The following is a 22588-nucleotide window of genomic DNA, read 5'->3' as shown; positions in this document are numbered from 1 at the left end:
CGAGGGCAGGAGCCCAGTGACCACCGAAGCCGGCCCGCAGCGCCTGGACTTACGCATGAGTCCCCGTGATCTCATCAACATCGGAATCTTCGGGGCTCTCTATCTCGTGACCATCGGGGTGTTCACCCTCTTCGAGTTCCTCGGGCCCGTGATGACCCTGCTGACGAGCGCGGTGAGCATCGTCGCGGCGGGCGTGCCCTTCATGCTCTTCCTCACCCGCGTACGGCACGCCGGCATGGTCACCGTGCTGGCCGTCATCGTGAACGGCTTCATGCTGCTCATCGGCAGCCCGCCGATCGGCCTCGTCATCGGCGTGGTGGCCGCGGTGATCGCCGAGGCGCTGCTGTACGCGGGCAGGTACCGCTCGCGGAAGATGAGCGTGCTCGCCTACGCCGTGTTCAGCACCTGGTTCGCCGGGCTGTTCATGCCGATGCTCTACGCCCGTGAGGAGTTCCTCTCCAGCCCCTACATGGAGAGCATGGGCGAGGAGTACACCCGGCAGCTCGACGACCTGCTGTCCCCGGCGGTGCTGATCGCGTTCGACGTGTCCACGCTGGTCTTCGGCGTCATCGGCGGTCTGCTCGGAGTCCGGCTGCTGGACAAGCACTTCCGGAAAGCCGGCCTGGTGTGACCCCGTCCCGATCGCGGACGGCGCCGGCCGTCTCCCCGGACACCCTCGCGGCGTCCGGGGAGACGCCCCGGGGGAGGGCGCTCGACCCCCGCACCGGCGTGGTGATCCTGCTGGCCGCGAGCATCGCCGTCACGGCGCCCGGCGGCCTCTGGTACGTCCCCGCGGCGCTGGCCGCCGGCGTCCTGCTGGCGCTGGTGGAGCGCGCGTGGAAGCGCGTGCTCGGCCTGCCGGCCGCCGCGGCCCTCGCCGCCGGCGTCGCGTTCCTGCTGCCGGCGGCCGCACCGTGGCCGGTGCTCGGGGTCGTCGGCGTCACGGCCGAGTTCACCCTGCGCCTGATCGCGGTGGGCGGCATCGCCGTCCACCTGGTCCGCACGATCCCGCCGACCCGGTTGACCGCGGCGCTCCGCGCGGCGCGGGTGCCGTCGGCCTTCACCGTGTCCGGCGCGGTGATGCTGCGGTTCGCGCCCACGATCGTCAGCGAGGCCCAGGCGGTGCGGGACGCCATGCGGCTGCGCGGGCTCGGCGGCTGGGCGGCCATGCTCCGCCGGCCGCTGCGCGCCATCGAGTACTTCACGGTCCCGCTCATGGCGTCGAGCCTCCGGGCCGCGGAGGACCTCTCGGCCTCGGCGCTGCTGCGCGGGCTCGGTTCCGAGGCCCGGCCGACGGCGATGCACCCGCCGCGGCTCGGCCCGATGGACGCGGCGGCCGCGGGCGTCGCCGTGCTGCTGGCCGTGGCGACGCTGGTGTGGAGGGCGGCGGCGTGATCCTGCTGAAGAACGTCCGATGGACCTACCAGGGGCACGACCGCGTCGTGCTCGACGGACTCGACCTGCACGTGCGGCAGGGTGAGACCGTGGTGATGTGCGGGCCGAGCGGCTCCGGCAAGAGCTCGGCGCTGCGGCTCATGAACGGTCTGATCCCCCACTTCCACGACGGGACCCTCGAAGGCGAGGTCCGCGTCGCGGACGCGCCGGTCACCGACCTGGCACAGGTCGGCAGGGTGACGGGGACGGTGCTCCAGCACCCCCGCCGCCAGTTCTTCACCGACGCCGTCGACACGGAACTGGCCTTCGCGCTGGAGAACTTCGGCACCCCCTCGCCGCGGATCCGGGAACGCGTCGGCGAGGTCGTCGCCGCGTTCGGGCTCGGCGGCTTCACCGGCTCCCTCCGGCAGTTGTCCGGCGGGCAGCAGCAACGCGTGGCGTGTGCCGCGGCCATCACGCACGGGCCGCCGCTGCTGCTCTTCGACGAGCCCACCTCCAACCTGTCGCCGGAGGGCATCGACGAGCTCACCGGGGCGCTGCGCCGCCTCCGGGAGCTCGGCGCGACGCTCGTCGTCGCCGAGCACCGGCTGCACTACCTGCGCGACCTCGCCGACCGGATCGTGGTGCTCCAGGACGGCCGGGTCAGCAAGGAATGGACCAAGGCCGAGTTCCCGGAACTCACCGAGGAGATGCTGCGCGGCGAGGGTCTGCGCGGCCTCGATCCGCCCCGCCGGCCCCCGGTCGCGCGCGCCGACGCGCACGGGCCCAGCGTCGCCGCCGGGGAGCGGGACGCGCCCCCGGCGGGGCCCGGACCCGGGAGCGACCTCGTGCTGCGCGGCGTCCGCTGCGGCTTCCGCGGCCGGCCCGTGCTCGACATCGCCGAGGCGCGGCTGCCCGCCGGCGCCATCACCGCCGTCACCGGACCCAACGGGGCGGGCAAGACCACCCTGGCGCGGGTCCTGGCGGGCCTGCAGCGGCACTCGGGCGAGGTGCTGCTCGACGGGCGCCCGCTCTCCCGCGCCCGGCGGCAGCGCGAGACCGCGCTCGTCATGCAGGACGTTCAGCGGCAGCTCTTCACCGACAGCGTCACCGCCGAACTGCGCCTCGGCGCGCTCCCGGAGCACGCGGGAGAGGCCCCGGCCGTGCTGGCCGACCTCGGTCTGGAGGGCCTCGGCGACCGGCATCCGCTGTCGCTGTCCGGGGGCCAGCAGCAGCGCCTGGTCGTCGCCACGGCCCGGCTGAGCGGCCGCCGCGTCGTCATCTTCGACGAGCCCAGCTCCGGCGTCGACCGGCGCCATCTGCGGTCCATGACGCGCACCATGCGCGAGGTCGCCGAGACGGGCGCCGTGGTCGTCCTCATCAGCCACGACGCCGATCTCCTCACCCTCGCCGCGGACCGGGAACTGCGCCTCACCGCCCTGTGAGGAATGCACGGGGGCGTGGGTGGGGCGCACATTGTGACGCGAAGTCACCGGGCGGTACTTTGGCGATACCGGTGCGGGCCGCGAATGTCTTTCACGTTGCTTTGCGAATTCCGCGGGACAGCGCGGGAAATGAGGTCTCCAAATGTGCGGAATTTCTGGCTGGGTGTCCTTCGAATCCGATCTGACGCGCCGGCGTGACGCCCTCGACGCCATGACCGGGACGATGGCGTGCCGCGGACCGGACGCCTGCGGCACGTACGTGGACACCCATGTCGGACTGGGCCACCGGCGGCTCGCCATCATCGACCTGCCCGGCGGCACGCAGCCGATGAGCGTGCGCACGCCGGCCGGCGCCGTCGTGCTGGTGTATTCCGGGGAGGCGTACAACTACCGCGAGCTGCGCGACCGCCTCCGGGGGCTGGGGCATTCCTTCACGACGGAGAGCGACACCGAGGTCGTGCTCCACGCCTATCTCGAATGGGGCGAGAGCCTCGTCGACCACCTCGACGGCATGTACGCGTTCGCCGTCTGGGACGAGCGGGAGCAGAAGCTGGTCCTCGTGCGCGACCGCATGGGAATCAAGCCGCTCTTCTACCACCCCACCCCGGACGGCGTGCTGTTCGGCTCCGAGCCCAAGGCGATCCTGGCGAACCCCCTGGTGCGCAAGGCGGTCGACACCGACGGCCTGCGGGAGCTCTTCGCCCAGACCAAGACCCCCGGCTGGGCCCTGTGGAAGGGCATGCACGAGATGCTGCCCGGCACGGTGATCACCGTGGACCGCGACGGGCTGCGGCAGCGCACCTACTGGAGCCTGAAGGCCGTCGAGCACACCGACAGCCGCGAGGACACCGTGGCGCGGATCCGGGAGATGCTCACCGGGATCGTCGACCGGCAGATGATCTCGGACGTGCCCCAGGGCGTGCTCCTCTCGGGCGGGCTCGACTCCAGCGCGCTCACCGGCCTGGCGGCCGAGCGGCTGGCCCTCCGCGGCGAGCGGGTGCGCACCTTCTCCGTGGACTTCGCGGGCCAGGAGGAGAACTTCGTCCCCGACGAGATGCGGGAGACCCCCGACTCGCCGTTCGTCCGCGACGTGGTGGCCCACGTGGGCTCCGACCACCACGACGTCGTGCTGAACCCCGCGGACCTCTCGGACCCCGCGGTGCGGCGCGCCGCCGTGGCCTCCCGGGACATACCCAACGGCTTCGGCGACCTGGACAACTCCCTCTACCTGCTCTTCAAGGCGATCCGCGAGCGGTCGACCGTGGCGCTGTCCGGGGAGTCGGCCGACGAGGTGTTCGGCGGCTACCCGTGGTTCCACGTCGAGGCGCTGACCCGGGTCCCGACCTTCCCCTGGATGGCGGTCATCCCGCCGCTGAGCCTGGAGTCCCGCACCGACCACATCGAGCCCGGCCTGCGGAAGCGGCTCGACGTGGGGACCTACACCGCCGACCAGTACGCGGCGGCGCTCGCCGAGGTCGAGCACCTCGACGGCGAGTCGGAGCAGGACCGCCGGATGCGCTCGATCTTCCACCTCCACCTGACGCGCTTCGTCCGCAACATGCTGGACCGCAAGGACCGGCTCTCCATGGCCGTCGGCCTGGAGGTGCGGGTGCCCTTCTGCAACCACGAGCTGGTCGAGTACGTCTACAACACGCCGTGGTCGATGAAGACCTTCGACGGCCGGGAGAAGAGCCTGCTGCGCCACGCGGCCTCCCACGTGATGCCGAGCTCGGTGGTGGAGCGGGTCAAGAGCCCGTACCCCTCGCCGCAGAACCCCGAGTACGCGGCCAACCTGCAGCAGCAGGTCAAGGAGCTCGTCGCCTCCCCGGAGACCGAGCTGTTCGCGCTCGTCGACCGGGCCTGGGCGCAGCAGGTCGTGGCCCAGGACCCGGCGGGCATGCCGATGGGCGTGCGGGCCGGCCTGGAGCGGGTGCTCGACCTGAACACCTGGCTGGAGCTGCACGCGCCGGAACTGCTGCTGGACTGAGCCCCCGCCGCCGTCGCGGGCGGTCCGGTGCGGGAGCGGACGCCGCGCCGGTACCGCCGCGGGCGGGGCGTCCGGCTCCGGCCGGCGGGAAAGTGGCGTGCGGCACACCCGGGGCCGCCGTCCCAGCGCCGCGACCGGCCGACTCCCGTGCCGGCCGGGGCGCTTCGGCCCGTCGGCGCGCTCCGCGCCGTCCGGGGCGCCGCCGGGGTGTGAGGGACGTCTCTGGTCCGGGGCCGCCCCGGTGCCCCATGGTGGTGGCCATGAGCGCCACCACCACCCTCGCCGGCCGTCTCCTCACGCGCACGCGCACGGGCGGCCCCCAGGACGACCGGGGTCCCGAGCTGCTGGAGCACGTCCTCGGCTGGACCCTCGTCGTCCTCCTCGCCGTCCTGGTCACCCGCGCGGGCCTCATGTGACCCGGCGGGCGGTCAGCGCCCGTCGGCCCGCGCGACCAGGGTCCCGTTGACCCGTACGGTCCGGTCGGCCCAGACAGGCCCCGCGGCGAGCCGCGCCCACTCGGCGTCCCGGCGCCCGGGCACCGTGCGTCCCTGGCTGGCCCAGAGCGAGTACAGCGCCTGGTAGATCGGCGGGTCCGGGTGGACCTGCACGGGCACCGGCGCCGGCCGCGGCACGGCGACCATCGTGGGCATCGGTACGACGCCGGTGGGCGCGGGTCCGGCCGCCGGCGCCGCCGGCGCGGGGACCGGCAGCGGCGCGGCGGCCGGTCGCGGGCCCGGCGCGGGCGTCGCCTCCGGGGCCGGGGCACGCGCGGGGAGCGGCGCCGGCGCGGAGTCGTCGGGGGCGGGGCCGGATGCGGCCGTCCCTGCCGGAATCCAGCGCGGAACCGATTCTTCACCGCGCGGTTCGGTCTGCCGATGCCGACCGACTCCGCTGGGTGTGGAGTACAGCGTGGTCATGCCCGGACCAACGCGCCCCGGCCCCGCCGGGTCACCGCCGGACGCATTCGAGCGGCAGTTCGCCTCTTACCCGGCGCCCGCGCGGGCGCACGGCCCCTGCCCGGCGCCCGCGCACGCCTCTGGTCCTCGCCACGAAGTCTGACGTACCGTCAGATCCTCTTCGAGGACCAGGAGGTCAGCCGTGGACGACGACCGGCCCGTCGCGCTCGACGAATACCCCGTGCACCAGGCCCCGCTGTCGATGAAGCACCACGTCAGCGGCGACCGGAACGCCTACGACCGCTGCATCTTCCACGTCTTCGACCACGCCGGCCGCGCGCTGCTCATCGCCGGGCTCGGCGTCTACCCCAACACCGGTGTCGTCGACGCCTACGCCACCCTGCGCACCGGCGACCGGCTGCACGCCGTCCGCGCCTCCGACGCCCTCGGCGACGACCGGATGCGCCTGGAGGTCGGCCCGCTGCGGATCACCGTCGACGAACCGCTCCGCCGCTTCACCCTGAGCTGCGCCGCCGACCCGGCCGACCCCGACGGGCTCTCCTTCGACCTCACCTGGACCGGCGACTTCCCGGCCCTCTGGGAGCCGCACCACCTCCAGCGCACCGGCGGCCGGCTCACCCTCGAAGGCCGCCGCTTCGTCCAGGCCGGCCACTGCGCGGGCACCGTCCGGGCCGGCGGCGAGCGGTTCGAGGTCACGGCGGGGGAGTGGACCGGCACCCGCGACCGCAGCTGGGGCGTCCGCCCCATCCCGGGCGAGGAGCCCGGCCGCGCGGCCGAGTCCCGTCCCGAGGGCTTCCACTGGCTCTGGATCCCCATGCGCTTCGAGGACCGCTTCGTGATGGTCGTCGTCCAGGAGGACGCCGACGGCTACCGCACCCTCAACCAGGCCCAGCTCGTCCGGAACGGCCACCGGGACGTCCAGCTCGGCTGGCCCCGCACCGAGATCGCGTACCGCCCCGGCACCCGCCACCCCGAGAGCGCCGTCGTCCACCTCACCGACCCGGGCGGCGAACCCCTGGAGATCGGCGTCGAGATCCTCGCCTCCTCCCCGCTCGCCGTCGGCGCCGGCTACCCGCCCGCCGGCGACTGGCAGCACGGCACCTGGCAGGGCCGCGACTGGACCGACCGGCGCGTCTACGACCTCTCCGCCCCGGCCGCCCACCCGCTCGCCGCCTACGGCGTCACCGACCACGCGGCCCGCTTCACCCTCGACGGCCGCACCGGCCACGGCGTCTTCGAGCACGGCTCCTTCGGCCGCCACGACCCCAGCGGCTTCACCGGCTGACCGTCGGACCCCACCCCAGGACCGCCGAGCGAGCCGAAGGGGCGCGCCGGGGGAACGGGCCCGAGCACGGTCGGGCCCGTGAGCCCGGCACGAGCGCCCCGGAGGCGAACCGAGCCCTCGAGAGAAGGAGACGCCCATGGCCACCGCCCCCCGTCCCCGCACCACCACCCGCGACCCCGAGGAGCTGGCCGCCCGGCTCACCGCCTGGCTCGACCGCAGGCTGCCCGGCGCCACCGTCTCCGGGCTCGCCGTGCCCGGCTCCAACGGCATGTCCAGCGAGACCCTGCTCTTCGACCTGGAGCACCCGGACGCCCCGGTGCGCGGCTGCGCCCTGCGGCTGGCCGCCGACCCCGCCGCGTACACCGTCTTCCCCGTCTACGACATGGCCCGCCAGCACCGGGTGATGGCGCTGGTCGCCGACCACACGGACGTGCCCGTGCCGCGCGTGCTGTGGCTGGAGGAGGACGCGGAACCGCTCGGCGCCCCGTTCTTCGTGATGGCCCGCGCCGAGGGCCGCGTCCCGCCGGACGTCATGCCCTACACGTACGAGGGGAACTGGCTGCACGCCGCCACCGACGCCCAACGCGCCCTTCTGGAGGCCGAGTCGGTGGGAATCCTCGCCCGGCTCCACGACCAGTTCCCGGCGAAGGAGGCCGGGTTCCTGCTCCCGGACGGGACCGGCAGCCCGCTGCGCCGGCACGTCGACGCCCAACGCGCCTACTACGCCTGGGTGGTGGCCGGACTCGCGCCGTCACCGCTGATCGAGGCCGCCTTCGCGCGCCTGGAGGAGCTGTGGCCGGACGACGAGGGTCCGGCCGTCCTCTGCTGGGGCGACGCCCGGATCGGGAACATCGTCTACGACGGCTTCACCCCGGCCGCCGTCCTCGACTGGGAGATGGCGGCCTGCGCGCCCCGCGAGGTCGACCTCGGCTGGACCGTCTACCTGCACCGCTTCTTCCAGGACCTGACCGTCGGCTTCGGCCAGCCCGGGCTGCCCGGCTTCCTGCGCCGCGAGGCGATCGAGCGGCGGTACGCCGAACTCACCGGGCACACTCCGCGCGCGATGGAGTTCCACACCCTGTACGCGGCGCTGCGGCACGCGATCGTGATGCTGAGGATCGCGTACCGCCAGGCGTACTTCGGCGAGGTCGAGGTCCCCGCGGACCCCGACCGGCTCATCCTGCACCACGCCACCCTCGCGGCGATGGTGCGCGGCGCCTACTGGACCGGGGAGAGCTGAGACTCAGGCCGCGCGGCGCAACTGCGTCGCGCGGATCGGCCGCGAGCCCGGACCGCCGATGTGCGAGAAGGGCTGCGTCCGCCAGTCCAGGCCCTGCGGAAGCGTCAGGAGCAGTGCGGTGTCCTGCTCCTGGACGCCGGCCTCGTCGTCGGCGGCGGGCGCCTCGTCGGCGGGCCGGCCGGTACCCGGGCAGACCGTCAGGGTGAAGGGGTTCCACGCCGACGGGCACAGCGCGTGCTCGGGCAGCGCGTCCTCGTCCGCCAGCAGCGCGATCGGCTGATCGCACTCCGGGCAGATCACCCGGAACATCTCGAACGTGTCGTACGCGTCGAACTCATCGGACGGCTCGACGGAATCAACGGGCTCCAGCATGGAGAACTCCCCCTCGGACAGGTCGGCCGGTACTCTGCGGCCGGGACCACAGCAAGCCCTTCCCATACGGACCTCCGCATAACCGTGAGCGGGCCCCGGAGGCCGCGGTAAACCTGTGGTGTTCGTCACATGCCCGTCGCAGGTGCCGCGCCGCTGCCCATAGCGGTGCATAAGGCCCGCACCCGGCTGGGCCCGGGACCCTTCGGCGCAATAGGGTCGGCGCATGGAGGAGCTGGATCGTCAGATCGTGGAGTTGCTCGTCAAGGACGGGCGCATGAGCTACACCGACCTGGGCAAGGCCACCGGCCTGTCCACGTCGGCCGTGCATCAGCGCGTTCGCCGGCTGGAGCAGCGCGGTGTCATCCGCGGCTATGCCGCCGTCGTCGACCCCGAGGCGGTGGGCCTCCCGCTGACCGCCTTCATCTCGGTCAAACCCTTCGACCCCAGCGCCCCCGACGACACCCCCGACCGGCTCGCCGACATCCCCGAGATCGAGGCGTGCCACAGCGTCGCCGGCGACGAGAACTACATCCTCAAGGTCCGGGTCGCCACCCCGCTGGAGCTGGAGCACCTGCTCAGCCGGATCCGCTCCCAGGCGCACGTCTCCAGCCGCACCACCGTCGTCCTGTCCACCCCGTACGAAGCCAGGCCGCCGCGCATTTAGCCTGGTCGCATGAGCGACACCCTGAACTCCGGCGAACACCGCACCGTGCTGCTGCGCGGTGGAGAAGTCCACAGCCCCGCCGACCCCTTCGCCACCGCCATGGTGGTGGAGCGCGGCCACATCGCCTGGGTGGGCGAGGAGGGCGCCGCCGACGCCTTCGCCTCCGGCGTGGACGAGGTGATCGACCTGGAGGGTGCGCTCGTCACCCCGGCCTTCGTGGACGCCCACGTCCACACCACGGCCACCGGCTTCGCGCTCACCGGCCTCGACCTCTCCTCCGCCGCCTCGCTCGCCGAGGCGGCGGAGCTGATCCGGGCCCACGCCGCCGCCCGACCCGAGGACCGCATCCTCATCGGGCACGGCTGGGACGCCTCCCGCTGGCCCGAGCGGCGCCCGTTCACCCGCGAGGAGCTGGACGGGCTCGCCGCCGGCCGGCCGCTCTACCTCACCCGGATCGACGTCCACTCGGCCGTCGTCACCACCGCGCTGCTCGACCTCGTCCCCGGCGTACGGGAGCTGGACGGCTTCCACGACGGGCGCGCGCCGCTCACCGGCGACGCCCACCACGCCGTCCGTGCCGCCGCCTTCGCCGCCGTCTCGCCGCGCCAGCGCACCGAGGCCCAGCGCGCCGCCCGCGCGCACGCCGCCTCCCTCGGGATCGGCACCCTCCACGAGTGCGGCGGGCCGCGCATCTCCTCCGAGGACGACTTCACCGGCCTGCTGGACCTCGCGCGCAGCGAGCCCGGCCCGCGCGTGGTCGGCTACTGGGCCGACCTCGACATCGAGCGGGCCCGCGCGCTCGGCGCCCTCGGCGCGGCCGGCGACCTCTTCGCCGACGGCTCCCTCGGCTCCCACACCGCCTGCCTCCACGAGCCGTACGCGGACGCCGCCGGCCACACCGGCGCCGCCCACCTGGACGCCGACACCGTCGCAGCCCACGTCACGGCCTGCACCGAGGCGGGCCTCCAGGCCGGCTTCCACGCCATCGGCGACGCCGCCGTCACCGCCGTCGTCGACGGCGTCCGGGCCGCCTCCGAGAAGCTCGGACTGGCCCGGATCCGGGCCGCCCGGCACCGGATCGAGCACGCCGAGATGCTCACCCCCGAGACCGTCGCCGCCTTCGCCGAGCTCGGCCTCACCGCCTCCGTCCAGCCCGCCTTCGACGCCCTGTGGGGCGGCGACGAGGGCATGTACGCCGAGCGCCTGGGCGCCGAGCGGGCCCGCACCCTCAACCCGTACGCGGCCCTGCTCCGGGCCGGCGTGCCGCTCGCCTTCGGCTCGGACAGCCCGGTGACCCCGCTCGACCCGTGGGGGACAGTCCGGGCGGCCGCCTTCCACCGCACCCCCGAGCACCGGGTCTCGGTCCGGGCCGCCTTCACCGCCCACACGCGCGGCGGATGGCGGGCGGTCGGCCGGGACGACGCCGGCATCCTCGTCCCCGGCGCGCCCGCCGACTACGCGATCTGGCGGACCGGCGAACTGGTCGTCCAGGCGCCCGACGACCGGGTGGCCCGGTGGTCCACCGACCCCCGCTCCGGGACGCCCGGTCTGCCCGATCTGTCCCCGGGCGTCGACCTCCCCGTCTGCCTCCGGACCGTCGTGCACGGGCAGACGGTGTTCGTACGGCCGAACGAGTGATGTCCGGTTGACGGTCCCCCGGATGTACGCACCACGGGTTCGCCCCCGACCTGCGGATCTTCCCGCCCGGCCTGCGGTTTCTCGGGAACCCCGCAGGTCAAACGGGTGTTGACAGCCGACCGCCCCGGCCCGGTAGGTTCTCCCGCGTCCACCACAGGACGTCCGCCCGGACCACGCCTCCCCGCCGATGCCGACCGCCGCCCGCGCCTCGGCCGCGAGGGAAGGTTTCGCCGGCGGAAGGTGCGACCCGGGTGGGGCCCGGACGTTCAGTAGACAACGGCCTTCGGCCGATCCGCAGCCAGCGGGTCCCGGGTCGGACCGAAGGACGTCGGGCCCCGCACCGCACCCGCCCGCCCCGGCGTCGCACGTCTCACACCCCGCAGGACCAGACCACGCCGGAGACCTCGCTAAGGTGGGGGCCTGTGTCTGTATCCGAAGGGGCAGTAGTGAACGACGGTGGCGTGAGGCGTTACGGCCCGCTCGGCAAGGCTTTGGTGATCATTCCGACCTACAACGAGGCGGACAACATCAGGCCGATCGTCGCGCGCGTACGGGAAGCCGTCCCCGAGGCGCACATCCTCGTCGCCGACGACAACAGCCCGGACGGCACCGGCAAGTTCGCCGACGAGCTCGCGGCCGACGACGACCACGTCCACGTCCTGCACCGCAAGGGCAAGGAAGGGCTCGGCGCCGCCTACCTGGCGGGCTTCCGCTGGGGCATCGAGCACGGCTACGAGGTCCTCGTCGAGATGGACGCCGACGGCTCCCACCAGCCCGAGGAACTGCCCCGGCTGCTCACCGCGCTCAAGAACGCCGACCTGGTCCTCGGCTCCCGCTGGGTGCCCGGCGGCCGGATCGTGAACTGGCCGAAGTCCCGCGAGTTCATCTCCCGCGGCGGCAGCCTCTACTCCCGCGTCATGCTCGACGTCCCGATCCGCGACGTCACCGGCGGCTACCGCGCCTTCCGCAAGGAGACCCTGGAGGGCCTGGGCCTGGAGAACGTGGCCTCGGCCGGCTACTGCTTCCAGGTCGACCTCGCCCGCCGGGCCGTCGCCGCCGGCTTCCACGTCGTCGAGGTCCCCATCACCTTCGTCGAGCGCGAGGTCGGCGACTCCAAGATGAGCCGGAACATCGTGGTCGAGGCCCTCTGGCGGGTCACCGGCTGGGGCCTCACCGCCCGCGCCGAGAAGGTCTCCAGGCTCCTCGGCCGCAAGACCGGCTGACCTCCACCGCACCACCCGGCCCGGACCGCCCCGCGCGGTCCGGGCTGATCTTTTCCTTACGACGTTCCTGCGGCGCGCCAGGCACACTGGACGGCATGACGACCGGCGCACCGCCCCCTCAGGCCCCCGCGCGCTCCCGCGCGCGCACCCTCCTCCCGCTCGGCCTCGCCGCCTGGCTGGTCCTGGAGATCTGGCTGCTCACCGTCGTGGCGAACGCGGCGGGCGGGCTGACCGTGCTGCTCCTCCTCGTCGGCGGCGCCGTGCTCGGCGCCACCGTGGTGAAGCGGGCCGGCCGCCGGGCCTTCGCCAACCTCGGCGCGACCTTCCAGCAGGCCCAGGCGGCCGCCCGGAGCGGCACGGTGCCGAGCGCCGCCGACCGGAAGGGCGCCGAGGACCGCAACGGCTTCCTCATGCTGGGCGGCCTGCTCCTGATGCTCCCCGGCCTGATCTCCGACGCCGCCGGACTGCTGCTGCTCGTGCCGCAGGTGCGCACGGCCCTCGGGCGCGCCGCGGAGCGGGCCGTCGAGCGCCGGATGGCCGCCGCACCTCCCGGGAGCCTCCAGGACGCCTTCCAGCAGGCCCGTATCCACCGGCCGGACGGGAAGGTGGTCCAGGGCGAGGTCATCCGCGAGGACGCGCCCCGGAGCCCGTACGGCCCCGGCGACGGACAGCGCCCGCCCCTGACGCCCTGAGTCCCCGGCGCCCTGAGCGGGCGGACGGGCGCGCACGCCGAGGGGCCCGGTACACGGATCGTGTACCGGGCCCCTCGGCGTTGCTCGTGCCGTGGCGTCCGTCAGGCGGACTTGCGGCTGTCGCGCGGATGCACCGCGATGTTCATGGCGCCGGAGCGCAGGACGGCCAGCCTCTCGGCGAGGACCTCCTCCAGCTCCTCGCGGGTACGACGCTCCATGAGCATGTCCCAGTGCGTACGCGCCGGCTTGCCCTTCTTCTCCTCGGGTCCGTCGCCGTCCACCAGAAGCGCCTGGCTTCCGCAGACCTTGCATTCCCACTCCGGCGGAATCTCCGCCTCCACCGAGAAGGGCATCTCAAAACGATGGCCCTTCTCGCATGCGTACTCCACGGCCTGGCGCGGGGCCAGATCGATGCCGCGGTCGGTCTCGTAGCTGGTCACCACGAGGCGCGTGCCGCGAAGAGCTCGCTCACTCATGAATCGTGCCTCCCGGGCTTGTCGCCCACAGGACAGGTGTCGCTGTCGTCGTCATCCGGTCAACGTCCGGTCGGCGATAAAGATTCCCGTTCCGGGTCATGCGTCGCCCGTCGTGCCGCCCCTTGTTGTACCCACCAGTGCCCGTTTTGTCACATCCGGCGGCAGATGTGACACGGCGTCTTCACCAAAGCAGCACGCAGTAACGGTCCGCCTGGCAGGCCAAACGCGTACACTACCGGCCTTTCACTTCCGCGTCTAAATTCGCTCGGGTACGACATTGCCCGCCTCGTGCGCGGCGTCCCGTACGGGGACCCTGGCGAGCAGCGCGAATCCGGCCACGAAGAAGATCACGAGAGAGATGATGGCAGCTCGATAGCTGTCCGTCAGCTGATACACGAGCCCGAACATCAGCGGACCCAGCCAGCTCAGCCCGCGGTCGCTCAGCTCGTACGCCGAGAAGTACTCCGCCTCCTTCCCCTCCGGCACCAGGTGCGAGAACAACGAACGGGACAGCGCCTGGGTGCCGCCCATCACGAGCCCGATCGCCGCCGCCAGGCAGTAGAAGAAGACCGGCGCCCCGGCCGGCAGCAGATACCCGGCCATCAGGATGACCGTCCACACCACCAGCGCGCCCAGGATCGTCCGCTTGGCGCCGTACGTCCGGGCGAACCGGGCCATCAGCAGGGCGCCCGCCACCGCGAGCACCTGCACGAGCAGCACCGCCGTGATGAGCGTGGTCTTCTCCAGGCCCAGCTCCTCCTCGCCGAAGATCGCCGCCTGCGAGATCACCGTCTGCACCCCGTCGTTGTAGACCAGGTAGGCGAGCAGGAAGGCCAGCGTCAGCGGGTGGGCGCGCATGTCCCTGATGGTCGACCGCAGCTGCCGCCAGCCCGCGCCGACCGCTCCCTCGCCCACCGGCCGGCCGGCACCCACCGGAGCCGGGGGCAGCCGCCGGTCGCGCAGCCGCTTCAGCGGGATCAGCGCGAAGGCGCCCCACCAGAGCCCCGCCGAGGCGAGACAGATCCGGACCGCCTCGCCCTCCTCCAGGCCGAAGGACTCGTGGCCGGAGTACAGCACCAGGTTGAGCACCAGCACCAGGGCGCCCGAGGTGTAGCCGAAGGCCCAGCCGCGCGAGGAGACCTCGTCGCGCTCCTCCGGGCCGGCGATCTGCGGCAGATAGGCGTTGTAGAGCATCATCGCCACCGCGAAGGAGGCGTTCGCCACGATCAGCAGGAAGGCGCCCAGCAGGTACCGGTCGCCCTCCAGGAAGAACATGCCGGTCGTCGCGCCCGCCCCGAGGTACGCCGCCGCCGCGAGCAGCGGCTTCTTGCGGCCCCGGCGGTCCGCCGCCGCGCTCACCAGCGGCATCGCCACGATGGCGACCACCAGCGAGACGGAGACGGCGTACGGGAAGAGCGACCCCGGCGCCACGGGTATGCCCAGCGGGTACACCCTGTTCTCGCCGTCGGCGGCGTTCTCGGCCACCGACTTGAGGTACGGCCCCAGGAACACGGTCACGACACTGGTCGAGTAGACCGAGCAGGCGAAGTCGTAGAAGTACCAGCCGCGCTGCTCCCGTCTGCGCTCGGCGGGATCGGTGATGGGTCCCTCAGGACCGGTCGTCTCGGCGGTCACGGCCGCGCCCCCTCGTTCGTCCCCGTCGCCGGGACGCCCGCTCGGTCTCAGGCCCATGTCCCACGGGCGGCGAGGACCTCGCGCAGCGTCTCGAGATGATCGGTCATGATGCCATCGACCCCCAGGTCGAGGAGAGAGTCCATGCGCTCCGGATCGTTCACGGTCCACACGTGCACCTGGAGCCCGCGCGCGTGCGCCGCCCGGACGAAGCGGCGGTCGACCACGCGGATCCCGCCCTGCGTCTCCGGCACCTGCGCGGCGACCGCGCCGGCCCGCAGCGGCGCCGGCAGCCCCAGCGAGCGCATCCGCAGCGCCGCGACCCCGGTCACCCCGTACGAGGTGGCCAGCCGGGGCCCGGCGAGCCGCTGCGCCCGGGCCACCCGGGCCTCGGTGAAGGAGCCGACCAGGACCCGGTCCCAGGCGTCGGTGCGGGAGATCAGGTCGACCAGCGGGGCGAGCGCCGACTCGGTCTTGAGGTCCACGTTCCAGCGCGCCTCGGGGAACTCCTGGAGCAGGTCCTCGAAGAGCGGCAGCGGCTCCTTGCCGGCCACCCGGGCCTCCCGCACCTCGGCCCACGGCAGGTCGCGGATCAGACCGGTGGCGTCCGTCACCCGGTCCAAGGTGGCGTCGTGGAAGGCGACGAGCACGCCGTCGGCGGTGGTGTGCACGTCGGTCTCGAAATAGCGGTAGCCCGCCGCGGCGGCCCGGCGGAAGGCGGCCGCGGTGTTCTCCAGGCCGTCCGCCGTGCCGCCCCGGTGGGCGAAGGGGAGCGGGTGCGGGTGGTCGAGGTAGGGGTGGCGTACGCGAGTCACCGCCGCAGTATGGCGCCTTCCGGTGACTCCGCGGCGACCTCGGCGCCGACGGGGGCCGGCTCCGGGACGGCGAAGAGGCGCAGGAAGAACTGGGCGAGCGGGCCGATCGACAGCGCGTAGAGGACCGTGCCCACGCCGACCGAGCCGCCGAGCAGGAAGCCGGTGGCGACCACCGTGATCTCGATCAGGGTGCGGATCAGCCGGATCGAGCGCCCCGTGAGGCGGTGCAGGCCGGTCATCAGGCCGTCGCGCGGCCCCGGGCCGAAGCGGGCCGCGATGTACAGGCCGGTCGCCACCCCGTTCAGGGTGATGCCCACCACCAGCAGGGCGATGCGCGTCGCCGGGCCGTGGGCCTCGGGGAGCAGGCTCAGGGTGCCGTCCATCGCCGCGCCGATCACCAGGACGTTCGAGACCGTGCCCAGGCCCGGCCGCTGCCGCAGCGGGACCCACAGGAGCAGGACGAGCGCCCCGACGATCGTCAGGACGACCCCCATCGAGAGACCGGTGACCTCCGACAGGCCCTCGTGCAGCACGTTCCACGGCTCCAGGCCGAGACCGCTGCGGACGAGCATCGCCGAGCTCACGCCGTAGAGGACGAGACCGGCGTACAGCTGGACGAGCCGGCGGGTGAGATGCCGGCCGCGCGGACCGGAGGCGATGGACATGGACGAGCCCCCCTGAGGTGGTGACGGGTGTCGGATGCGCGGCCCGGTGTGGTGACGGTGGACCGACTCATGACACTCTGTGGCGGGAGAACGGATGCCAACCATGGCCAATTCGAGGAAGGTGGACTGATTTCCATGGCTCAGTGGACTTCGGCCGTCGGGGCCGCCCAGCTGGCGCGGCAGCTCCAGGCGCAGTCACCCCGCCCCGCGGGCCCCGGCGCGCGGAAGCCGCCCGCCTACCGCGCCCTCGCCGACGGCATCCGCCTGCTCGTCCTGGAGGGCCGGGTGCCGGTCGCCGCCCGGCTGCCCGCCGAGCGCGAGCTGGCCCTCGCCCTCACCGTCAGCCGCACCACCGTGGCCGCCGCCTACGAGGCGCTGCGCACCGAGGGCTTCCTGGAGTCCCGGCGCGGCGCCGGCAGCTGGACCGCGGTCCCGGCCGGCAACCCGCTGCCCGCCCGCGGGCTCGAACCGCTGCCGCCGGAGACCCTGGGCTCCCTCATCGACCTCGGCTGTGCCGCCCTGCCCGCGCCCGAGCCCTGGCTGACCCGCAGCGTGCAGGGCGCGCTGGAGGAGCTGCCGCCGTACGCGCACACCCACGGCGACTACCCGGCCGGGCTCCCCGCGCTGCGCGCCATGCTCGCCGAGCGCTACACCGCCCGCGGCATCCCGACCATGCCCGAGCAGATCATGGTCACCACCGGCGCCATGGGCGCCATCGACGCCATCTGCCACCTCTTCGCCGGGCGCGGCGAGCGGATCGCCGTCGAGTCCCCGTCGTACGCCAACATCCTCCAGCTGATGCGGGAGGCCGGCGCCCGGCTGGTCCCCGTCGCCATGTCCGAGGGGCTCGGCAGCTGGGACCTCGGACGCTGGCGCCAGGTGCTCCGCGACGCCGCGCCCCGGCTCGCGTACGTGGTCGCCGACTTCCACAACCCGACCGGGGCCCTCGCCGACGAGGACCAGCGGCGGCGGCTCGTGGAGGCGGCCCGCGCGGCCGGCACGGTGCTCGTCGTCGACGAGACGATGACCGAGCTCCACCTCGACGACGACGTCGAGATGCCCCGCCCGGTCTGCGCCTTCGACCCGGCCGGCTCCACCGTCCTCACCGTCGGCTCGGCCAGCAAGGCGTTCTGGGCCGGGATGCGGATCGGCTGGGTCCGCGCCGCGCCCGACGTCATCCGCTCCCTGGTCGCCGCCCGCGCCTACGCCGACCTGGGCACGCCCGTCCTGGAGCAGCTCGGCGTCAACTGGCTGATGCGCACCGGAGGGTGGGAGGAGGCCGTCACCCTCCGCCGGGCGCAGGCCCGGGAGAACAGGGACGCGCTCGTCGCGGCGGTCCGCAAGGAGCTGCCGGAGTGGGAGTTCGATGTGCCGCGCGGCGGCCTGACGCTGTGGGTGCGCACCGGCGGGCTCTCCGGGTCCCGGCTGGCCGAGGCGGGCGAGCGGGTCGGTGTCCGGGTGCCGTCCGGTCCCCGGTTCGGCGTCGACGGCGCCTTCGAGGGGTACATCCGGCTGCCGTTCACCGTCGCGGGGCCGGTCGCCGAGGAGGCCGCGAGCCGGCTCGCGGCGGCGGCCCGGCTGGTGGAGTCGGGGCTCGGCGGGGGAGTGGAGCCGCCCCGGACGTTCGTGGCCTGAGCCGGTCGCCGGGGCCCACGCGCGCGTGGGGCGGCCGGGCTCGCGGTGTGAACGGCGAAGGCCGGTACCGACCTCGCGGGGTCGGTACCGGCCTTCGCCGTCCTCACGGGGTGCGCCGTCAGCCCTCCGCCGGGACCGGGGCGTGCCGGGGGAAGGGGCCGGGGGTCGGCTCGGCCGCCGCCTCGGGGACCTTCTCCAGGGCCACCGTGGCGGCCGCCCGCCGCTCGGGCAGCAGGTCGAGGACGGCCTGCCGGTCGGTGTCGCCGACGGCGTCGTCGTACGGGTCGGGGGTCGCCGGCACCTGGAGCCGGAGGACCGGCCCGGTGCCGAGGCGGGCGTAGCCGCGGCCCGGCGGGACCTGCGGGGTCGGCGTGGTGTGCGGCTCGACGCCGAGGACGGCGGCGATCTGCCCGGCGGTGGCGGGGCCGAGCACCACGCGGGCGCGGGTGTGCGCGCGTACCCCCTCGTGCAGCCCGTCGGCGGTGTCGAACTGCTCCGCCACCACCACCGTCACCTGGGCCGCCCGGCCGTGCCGCAGCGGCACCTGGAGCAGCTCCTGGGGGTCGGGGCGGCCCTCGGAGGCGGCCAGGTGGCCGAGGACGCCGGGGCGGTCGAGGAGGATCCACAGCGGGCGGCGGGTGTCCGCCGGGGCGGGGTGGCCGGCCTGCCGGGCGCGGTTGGCGGAGATCAGCCGGCGCTCGGTCTCGTGGGCGGCCCACTCCAGGCTCTCCAGGGCGCCGGACAGTTCGCTCTCGACGCCGAGCACGCCGTCGCGGCCGACCAGGCAGGCGTACTCGCCGGCGCCCGCGCCGTCCACGACGAGCACGTCGCCGTGTTCCAGGGCCTGGAGCGCCAGGGAGCGCAGCAGGGTGGTGGTGCCGCTGCCGGGCTGGCCGACGGCGAGCAGATGGGGCTCGGTGGAGCGGGGGCCGGTGCGCCAGACGACGGCCGGGGCGTCCTCGGAGCCCTCCGAGGAGACGACGGGCACGGTCCGCTGCACGGCGTCGGCGTCGGTGAAGCCGAGGACGGTCTCGCCGGGGGCGGTGACGAACCGCTGGGCGGCGATGGTGGTCGGGAGGGCGGGCAGCACCTGCATGACGAGCCGGTTGCCCTCCTCGTCCCAGTCGAAGCGGTACTCGCGGCCGCGCCCCGACTTGGCGTGCAGCAGCTGCTCGATGCGGGCGCGGGAGGCCGGTTCGCCGTCGGGGAAGTACGGCGGGTAGGAGATCCGCAGCCGGGTCGGGCGGCCGCTCTCGTCGAAGGCGTGGTCGGCGAAGGCCCGGCTCCAGTCGCCGCCGTGGGCGAAGAGCGGCTCGGGGTCCTCGGGGACGGAGAAGTACGGCACGAGGGCCTCGTACAGGCCCTTCAGCCGGGCGATCTCCGTCTCGTCGGGGCCGGTCTTCACGACCGGTTTCTCACGCCCCTTCCACGCGGCGGCGCCCATGAGCGCGACGAGCGCCAGCAGCGGCCCGTACGGCACGAGGGCGACGACCAGGACGCAGGCCGCGACCAGGAACAGCGTGGGACCGCGCCGTTCCTTGGGGGTCGCGGCCCACTTGGCGCGCGCGGACGCGGCCAGCTTCCGCAGACCACGGGAGACCGTGATCAGCGGGTGGAGCACGTCGGTGGCGCTGTCGGCGGCCGACCGCGCGATCTCTCGGCTGCGCGCGAGTTGCGCGGTGCCGCTGCTCAGAATGCGGGGGAGTGGTCGCCGGGCCACGTCGTACTCCTGGAGTGGTGGAAGGGGGTGAGAGGCGTCAGAACTTGATTCCGCCCAGCAGGCCGGCCAGGCTCTGGCCGCCCGCGGTGATGCTCGGTGCGATGGCGGTGCCCGCCAGGTAGAAACCGAAGAGCGCGCACACGAGCGCGTGCGAGGCCTTGAGGCCGTCCTTCTTGAAGAACAGGAAGCAGATGATGCCGAGCAGGACCACGCCTGAGATGGACAGGATCATTGGGTGTTCTCCTGGTTGAGGGGACAGTCACGATGAGTCCTTCCAGGTTCACGGCAAGTATCTATGTGACTAAAGGTGCATTCAGGTGAATGGCGGGCGTTTTCACTTGACCGGCGGACGGCGGCCGCCGTCCCGGGTGGCGAAACCGCCGAAGTGGGGTAAGGGGGGACCGAGAGGCGCTGCTCACGGGTGTCGGACGCCGTGATCCTTGCCTCGGCCGGACGCGGTCATGTCACCGTGCGGGCAGTACCCTGTCGATTCACTCGTACGGCCGCGCTTGCCGTGCGCAGGTCAAGGGCAGGCGGTACCGGGCGGCACGCGCGCGGGACGCAGGCGAAGCACGGAAGGCGGTTGTGAAGATGAGCGAGACCCCGGACCCCGAGGTCGTCGAGCTGGCGTCGAAGGTCTTCGACCTGGCGCGCGCCGGCGACGCCGCGGCCCTCGCCGCCTATGTCGACGCGGGCGTCCCCGCGGACCTCACCAACGACCGCGGCGACACCCTCGTCATGCTCGCCGCCTACCACGGCCACGCCGCCGCGGTCACCGCCCTCCTGGAGCGCGGCGCCGACGCCGACCGCGCCAACGACCGCGGCCAGACCCCGCTCGCCGGCGCCGTCTTCAAGGGCGAGGAGGCGGTGATCCGCGCCCTGCTGGCCGGCGGCGCGAATCCGGAGTCCGGCACTCCGTCCGCCGTGGACACCGCCCGCATGTTCGGGAAGGCCGAGCTCCTGGAGCTCTTCGCCACCCGGTGAACGACGGCTGAACCCCAGGTGGGAGCCGTGTCGTAAATGTGGTCGCGGCGGTGGAAACGGTCGGTCATCATGACGACGAGCCCGGCCGTACGACCGGGTCACGGACGAGAGGCAGAGGAAGATGAGCAGCGCGCACAAGCGACGTACGACGGACGGCCCGACATGTTGTCCCGCGGCCTACTAGGGCGGCCACCGCGCGGACGGGCCCAGCGCCCGACCCGGTCCACCCCGGTCCACCCCGTCGTGTCGACAGCTTGATGTGAGGCGTCTTCCCATGTTCGATCCAGCCATAGCGCCGAGCGGCACTCTGCTCGGCCTCCTGCAGAGGGGCCGCGGCGACGGCACCCTGCACGCCCTCGCCGCCCCACGCGCCGAGGCCCTCGCGGCCCTCGACCGGTGCGTTCTCGCCGACCCCCGCCACGACTGGCGCGTCGAGAACCGCTCCCTCTACTACGCCCGGCTCTACCTCGACCTCCACGGAGGTCTGGAGGCCATCGAGGCGCACCTCTTCGCGCCCGAGGACCACCTCGACACCGAGGAGCACCGCACCGGGCTCGCCCTCGCCGTCCTCGGCCACCTGGCCTCCTACGGACGCCACGACGCCCTGCTCCTGCTGCGGCGCTACGCGGCCACCGGGGCCAACTGGGCCTGGGCCCTCGACGAGCTCGCGCTCCGCGACGACGACGCCGGACTGCGCGCCCTCGCCGAGCCCGTCCTCGCCCGCTTCCCCCGGGACGAGGCCGGCGACGCCGCGCTCGCCGGCACGGTCCGCGACGCCTTCGAGCCCCGCCCCTGGCGGCTGTGGGCCGAGGACCGGCGCGAAGCCGTCGGCGCCCGCGTCCGCGCCGCCCAGGAGAGCGGCTCCTTCGACCGCTGGCAGCGGCAGCTGCGCCCCACCGGGCCCCGCCCGGGCTGGAGCGTCCGCGCCGTCCTCGACTGGGCCCAGGAGGGGTACGAGCGCGGCGCCGACCTCGCCGGCCCCGCCGCCCGCTGCCTGGCCGCCGTCGCCGGCCCCGAGGACCGACCCGAACTGCTGGCCGCCGGCCGCGGCGGCGCCCCCGGCGCGCGGGCCGCCGTCCTGCACCACCTGGCCGCCGGCCGCGACTCCGCCGTCCTCGACCTCGTCGAGGCCGCCGCCGACGCCGTCCACCCGCTCGACGCCGCGGCCGCCGCCGAGGCGTCCGCGCAGGGGGCCCCGTACGGCGACGTCCCCGGGGCCGTCGACCGGGACGCCCTGTACGTGGCCCGGGCCGCCGTCACCGCCTACCTCCGCATGTGCGGGGAGGACGCGGTCGCCCGCGCCCGCGCCTGGGTCCGGCGCACCGACCCGCTCGGCGCCGCCGCCGGCGAACTCCTCGCCGCGCGCGGCGAGGACCGGGACGCCCCGCTCGTCCTCGGCGCCCTGCGCACCGCCATCCGCGCCGCCGGGCCCGACGCGCCCGCCCTCGGCGCCCTCGTCGACGGCGCCGGCCGCCTCGGCATCGCCTGCGCGGCCCCCGTGCTGCGCCACGTCTACCGGGAGACGGCCTCCTCCCAGCTGCGCGGCCGCACCGCCCGCGCGCTCGCGGCCACCGACCCCTCCTTCGCCAGCGGCTTCGCCGTCGAGTGCCTCTGGGACTGCGAGGAGACCACCCGCGAGATCGCCGCGCAGCACGCCGAGACGGCCGACGCCCGCGTCGCCGAGCGATTGCGCCGCCTGGCCGCCGACCCGGCCGAGGAGGTCGAGGTCCAGACGGCGGTCCGCAACCGCATCGGCCCCGACCTCCAGGTCTGACCCCACCGCCCCGCCCGGGGCGGCGCGGCCCGCGGCGACACCCCGCCGAA

At 74.1% G+C, this 22588-nt stretch carries 22 protein-coding genes; 14 read left to right on the top strand and 8 right to left on the bottom strand.

Going from position 1 to position 22588, the window contains the following annotated elements; translation table 11 throughout:
- The first annotated feature begins 55 nt into the window (after positions 1–55).
- The 5 genes from ABFY03_RS07195 (at position 56) to ABFY03_RS07175 (ending at position 5222) form a co-directional block, all read left to right on the top strand.
- Complete coding sequence (locus ABFY03_RS07195) at positions 56–631, top strand: MptD family putative ECF transporter S component (protein ID WP_319009772.1); 576 nt, start codon at positions 56–58, stop codon at positions 629–631.
- Complete coding sequence (locus tag ABFY03_RS07190) at positions 628–1395, top strand: energy-coupling factor transporter transmembrane component T family protein (protein ID WP_346169511.1); 768 nt, start codon at positions 628–630, stop codon at positions 1393–1395. Before ABFY03_RS07195 ends, ABFY03_RS07190 begins: the two co-directional genes overlap by 4 nt.
- Positions 1392–2819 (top strand): ABC transporter ATP-binding protein, encoded by a 1428-nt coding sequence (locus tag ABFY03_RS07185; protein ID WP_346169510.1) that lies wholly within the window; start codon positions 1392–1394, stop codon positions 2817–2819. Before ABFY03_RS07190 ends, ABFY03_RS07185 begins: the two co-directional genes overlap by 4 nt.
- Positions 2820–2961: 142 nt before the next feature.
- Positions 2962–4806 (top strand): asparagine synthase (glutamine-hydrolyzing), encoded by a 1845-nt coding sequence (gene asnB / locus ABFY03_RS07180; protein ID WP_319009769.1) that lies wholly within the window; start codon positions 2962–2964, stop codon positions 4804–4806.
- A 260-nt stretch (positions 4807–5066) separates the two neighbouring features.
- Complete coding sequence (locus ABFY03_RS07175) at positions 5067–5222, top strand: SCO1431 family membrane protein (protein WP_319009768.1); 156 nt, start codon at positions 5067–5069, stop codon at positions 5220–5222.
- A 12-nt stretch (positions 5223–5234) separates the two neighbouring features.
- Here ABFY03_RS07175 and ABFY03_RS07170 read toward each other — a convergent pair whose 3' ends face one another.
- Positions 5235–5456 (bottom strand): hypothetical protein, encoded by a 222-nt coding sequence (locus ABFY03_RS07170; RefSeq protein WP_319009767.1) that lies wholly within the window; start codon positions 5454–5456, stop codon positions 5235–5237.
- A gap of 448 nt (positions 5457–5904) precedes the next feature.
- On the opposite strand from ABFY03_RS07170, the gene ABFY03_RS07165 reads away from it, so the two are divergent.
- Both ABFY03_RS07165 and ABFY03_RS07160 read left to right on the top strand, forming a co-directional pair.
- Entirely contained in the window at positions 5905–7008 is a 1104-nt protein-coding gene (locus tag ABFY03_RS07165) for an Rv3169 family protein (RefSeq protein ID WP_346169509.1), read from the top strand.
- 136 nt (positions 7009–7144) lie between these two features.
- On the top strand, positions 7145–8248 hold the full coding sequence (locus ABFY03_RS07160) for a phosphotransferase family protein (RefSeq protein ID WP_346169508.1): 1104 nt from the start codon (positions 7145–7147) through the stop codon (positions 8246–8248).
- 3 nt (positions 8249–8251) lie between these two features.
- Here ABFY03_RS07160 and ABFY03_RS07155 read toward each other — a convergent pair whose 3' ends face one another.
- Positions 8252–8620: a hypothetical protein gene (locus ABFY03_RS07155; protein ID WP_319009764.1), complete on the bottom strand. Its 369-nt coding sequence runs from the start codon at positions 8618–8620 to the stop codon at positions 8252–8254.
- 223 nt (positions 8621–8843) lie between these two features.
- Here ABFY03_RS07155 and ABFY03_RS07150 point away from each other — a divergent pair, with 223 nt between their 5' ends.
- The 4 genes from ABFY03_RS07150 to fxsA all read left to right on the top strand — a co-directional run bounded on the left by ABFY03_RS07150 (position 8844) and on the right by fxsA (position 12837).
- Positions 8844–9284 carry an Lrp/AsnC family transcriptional regulator gene (locus ABFY03_RS07150; RefSeq protein WP_030493658.1) on the top strand — a complete coding sequence of 147 codons (441 nt, stop codon included), beginning with the start codon at positions 8844–8846 and terminating at the stop codon, positions 9282–9284.
- Positions 9285–9293: 9 nt separating this feature from the next.
- Entirely contained in the window at positions 9294–10922 is a 1629-nt protein-coding gene (locus ABFY03_RS07145) for an amidohydrolase (RefSeq protein ID WP_319009763.1), read from the top strand.
- A gap of 446 nt (positions 10923–11368) precedes the next feature.
- Entirely contained in the window at positions 11369–12145 is a 777-nt protein-coding gene (locus ABFY03_RS07140; protein WP_319009762.1) for a polyprenol monophosphomannose synthase, read from the top strand.
- A gap of 95 nt (positions 12146–12240) precedes the next feature.
- Entirely contained in the window at positions 12241–12837 is a 597-nt protein-coding gene (gene fxsA / locus ABFY03_RS07135) for an FxsA family membrane protein (RefSeq protein ID WP_319009761.1), read from the top strand.
- Positions 12838–12938: 101 nt separating this feature from the next.
- Here fxsA and ABFY03_RS07130 read toward each other — a convergent pair whose 3' ends face one another.
- From ABFY03_RS07130 to yczE, 4 genes are all read right to left on the bottom strand, one after another.
- Positions 12939–13313 (bottom strand): RNA polymerase-binding protein RbpA, encoded by a 375-nt coding sequence (locus ABFY03_RS07130; protein WP_026278069.1) that lies wholly within the window; start codon positions 13311–13313, stop codon positions 12939–12941.
- A gap of 255 nt (positions 13314–13568) precedes the next feature.
- Entirely contained in the window at positions 13569–14948 is a 1380-nt protein-coding gene (locus tag ABFY03_RS07125; RefSeq protein WP_319009760.1) for an MFS transporter, read from the bottom strand.
- A 47-nt stretch (positions 14949–14995) separates the two neighbouring features.
- Positions 14996–15760: a glycerophosphodiester phosphodiesterase family protein gene (locus ABFY03_RS07120; RefSeq protein WP_319009759.1), complete on the bottom strand. Its 765-nt coding sequence runs from the start codon at positions 15758–15760 to the stop codon at positions 14996–14998.
- Positions 15757–16425, bottom strand: a complete 669-nt coding sequence (yczE, locus tag ABFY03_RS07115; RefSeq protein WP_346169507.1) for a membrane protein YczE — start codon at positions 16423–16425, stop codon at positions 15757–15759. The genes ABFY03_RS07120 and yczE overlap by 4 nt, the downstream gene beginning before the upstream one ends.
- Before the next feature lie 135 nt (positions 16426–16560).
- On the opposite strand from yczE, the gene ABFY03_RS07110 reads away from it, so the two are divergent.
- Positions 16561–18060, top strand: coding sequence for an SCO1417 family PLP biosynthesis transcription factor (locus ABFY03_RS07110; protein ID WP_346169506.1), 1500 nt, complete (start codon positions 16561–16563; stop codon positions 18058–18060).
- A gap of 118 nt (positions 18061–18178) precedes the next feature.
- Here ABFY03_RS07110 and ABFY03_RS07105 read toward each other — a convergent pair whose 3' ends face one another.
- Positions 18179–19780: a hypothetical protein gene (locus tag ABFY03_RS07105; protein WP_346169505.1), complete on the bottom strand. Its 1602-nt coding sequence runs from the start codon at positions 19778–19780 to the stop codon at positions 18179–18181.
- 37 nt (positions 19781–19817) lie between these two features.
- Entirely contained in the window at positions 19818–20012 is a 195-nt protein-coding gene (locus ABFY03_RS07100; RefSeq protein WP_030493667.1) for a hypothetical protein, read from the bottom strand.
- A 359-nt stretch (positions 20013–20371) separates the two neighbouring features.
- On the opposite strand from ABFY03_RS07100, the gene ABFY03_RS07095 reads away from it, so the two are divergent.
- Complete coding sequence (locus tag ABFY03_RS07095; protein ID WP_319009756.1) at positions 20372–20764, top strand: ankyrin repeat domain-containing protein; 393 nt, start codon at positions 20372–20374, stop codon at positions 20762–20764.
- 274 nt (positions 20765–21038) lie between these two features.
- Positions 21039–22538, top strand: coding sequence for a HEAT repeat domain-containing protein (locus ABFY03_RS07090; RefSeq protein ID WP_319009755.1), 1500 nt, complete (start codon positions 21039–21041; stop codon positions 22536–22538).
- Positions 22539–22588 lie beyond the last annotated feature (50 nt).

The organism is Streptomyces roseofulvus, from assembly GCF_039534915.1.
Lineage (GTDB): Bacteria > Actinomycetota > Actinomycetes > Streptomycetales > Streptomycetaceae > Streptomyces > Streptomyces roseofulvus.
Note: the sequence above shows the minus strand (reverse complement) of the source record. Positions and strands in the feature narration are given on the sequence as shown.

Bases quoted from the DNA above. Each gene is read 5' to 3' on its own strand.
- ABFY03_RS07090 (WP_319009755.1), top strand. From the start codon at position 21,039: ATGTTCGATCCAGCCATAGCGCCGAGCGGCACTCTGCTCGGCCTCCTG.
- ABFY03_RS07145 (WP_319009763.1), top strand. From the start codon at position 9,294: ATGAGCGACACCCTGAACTCCGGCGAACACCGCACCGTGCTGCTGCGC.
- fxsA (WP_319009761.1), top strand. From the start codon at position 12,241: ATGACGACCGGCGCACCGCCCCCTCAGGCCCCCGCGCGCTCCCGCGCG.
- asnB (WP_319009769.1), top strand. From the start codon at position 2,962: ATGTGCGGAATTTCTGGCTGGGTGTCCTTCGAATCCGATCTGACGCGC.
- ABFY03_RS07155 (WP_319009764.1), bottom strand. From the start codon at position 8,620: ATGCTGGAGCCCGTTGATTCCGTCGAGCCGTCCGATGAGTTCGACGCG.
- ABFY03_RS07175 (WP_319009768.1), top strand. From the start codon at position 5,067: ATGAGCGCCACCACCACCCTCGCCGGCCGTCTCCTCACGCGCACGCGC.
- ABFY03_RS07195 (WP_319009772.1), top strand. From the start codon at position 56: ATGAGTCCCCGTGATCTCATCAACATCGGAATCTTCGGGGCTCTCTAT.
- ABFY03_RS07150 (WP_030493658.1), top strand. From the start codon at position 8,844: ATGGAGGAGCTGGATCGTCAGATCGTGGAGTTGCTCGTCAAGGACGGG.
- ABFY03_RS07100 (WP_030493667.1), bottom strand. From the start codon at position 20,012: ATGATCCTGTCCATCTCAGGCGTGGTCCTGCTCGGCATCATCTGCTTC.
- yczE (WP_346169507.1), bottom strand. From the start codon at position 16,425: ATGTCCATCGCCTCCGGTCCGCGCGGCCGGCATCTCACCCGCCGGCTC.
- ABFY03_RS07160 (WP_346169508.1), top strand. From the start codon at position 7,145: ATGGCCACCGCCCCCCGTCCCCGCACCACCACCCGCGACCCCGAGGAG.
- ABFY03_RS07110 (WP_346169506.1), top strand. From the start codon at position 16,561: ATGGCTCAGTGGACTTCGGCCGTCGGGGCCGCCCAGCTGGCGCGGCAG.
- ABFY03_RS07170 (WP_319009767.1), bottom strand. From the start codon at position 5,456: ATGCCCACGATGGTCGCCGTGCCGCGGCCGGCGCCGGTGCCCGTGCAG.
- ABFY03_RS07095 (WP_319009756.1), top strand. From the start codon at position 20,372: ATGAGCGAGACCCCGGACCCCGAGGTCGTCGAGCTGGCGTCGAAGGTC.
- ABFY03_RS07130 (WP_026278069.1), bottom strand. From the start codon at position 13,313: ATGAGTGAGCGAGCTCTTCGCGGCACGCGCCTCGTGGTGACCAGCTAC.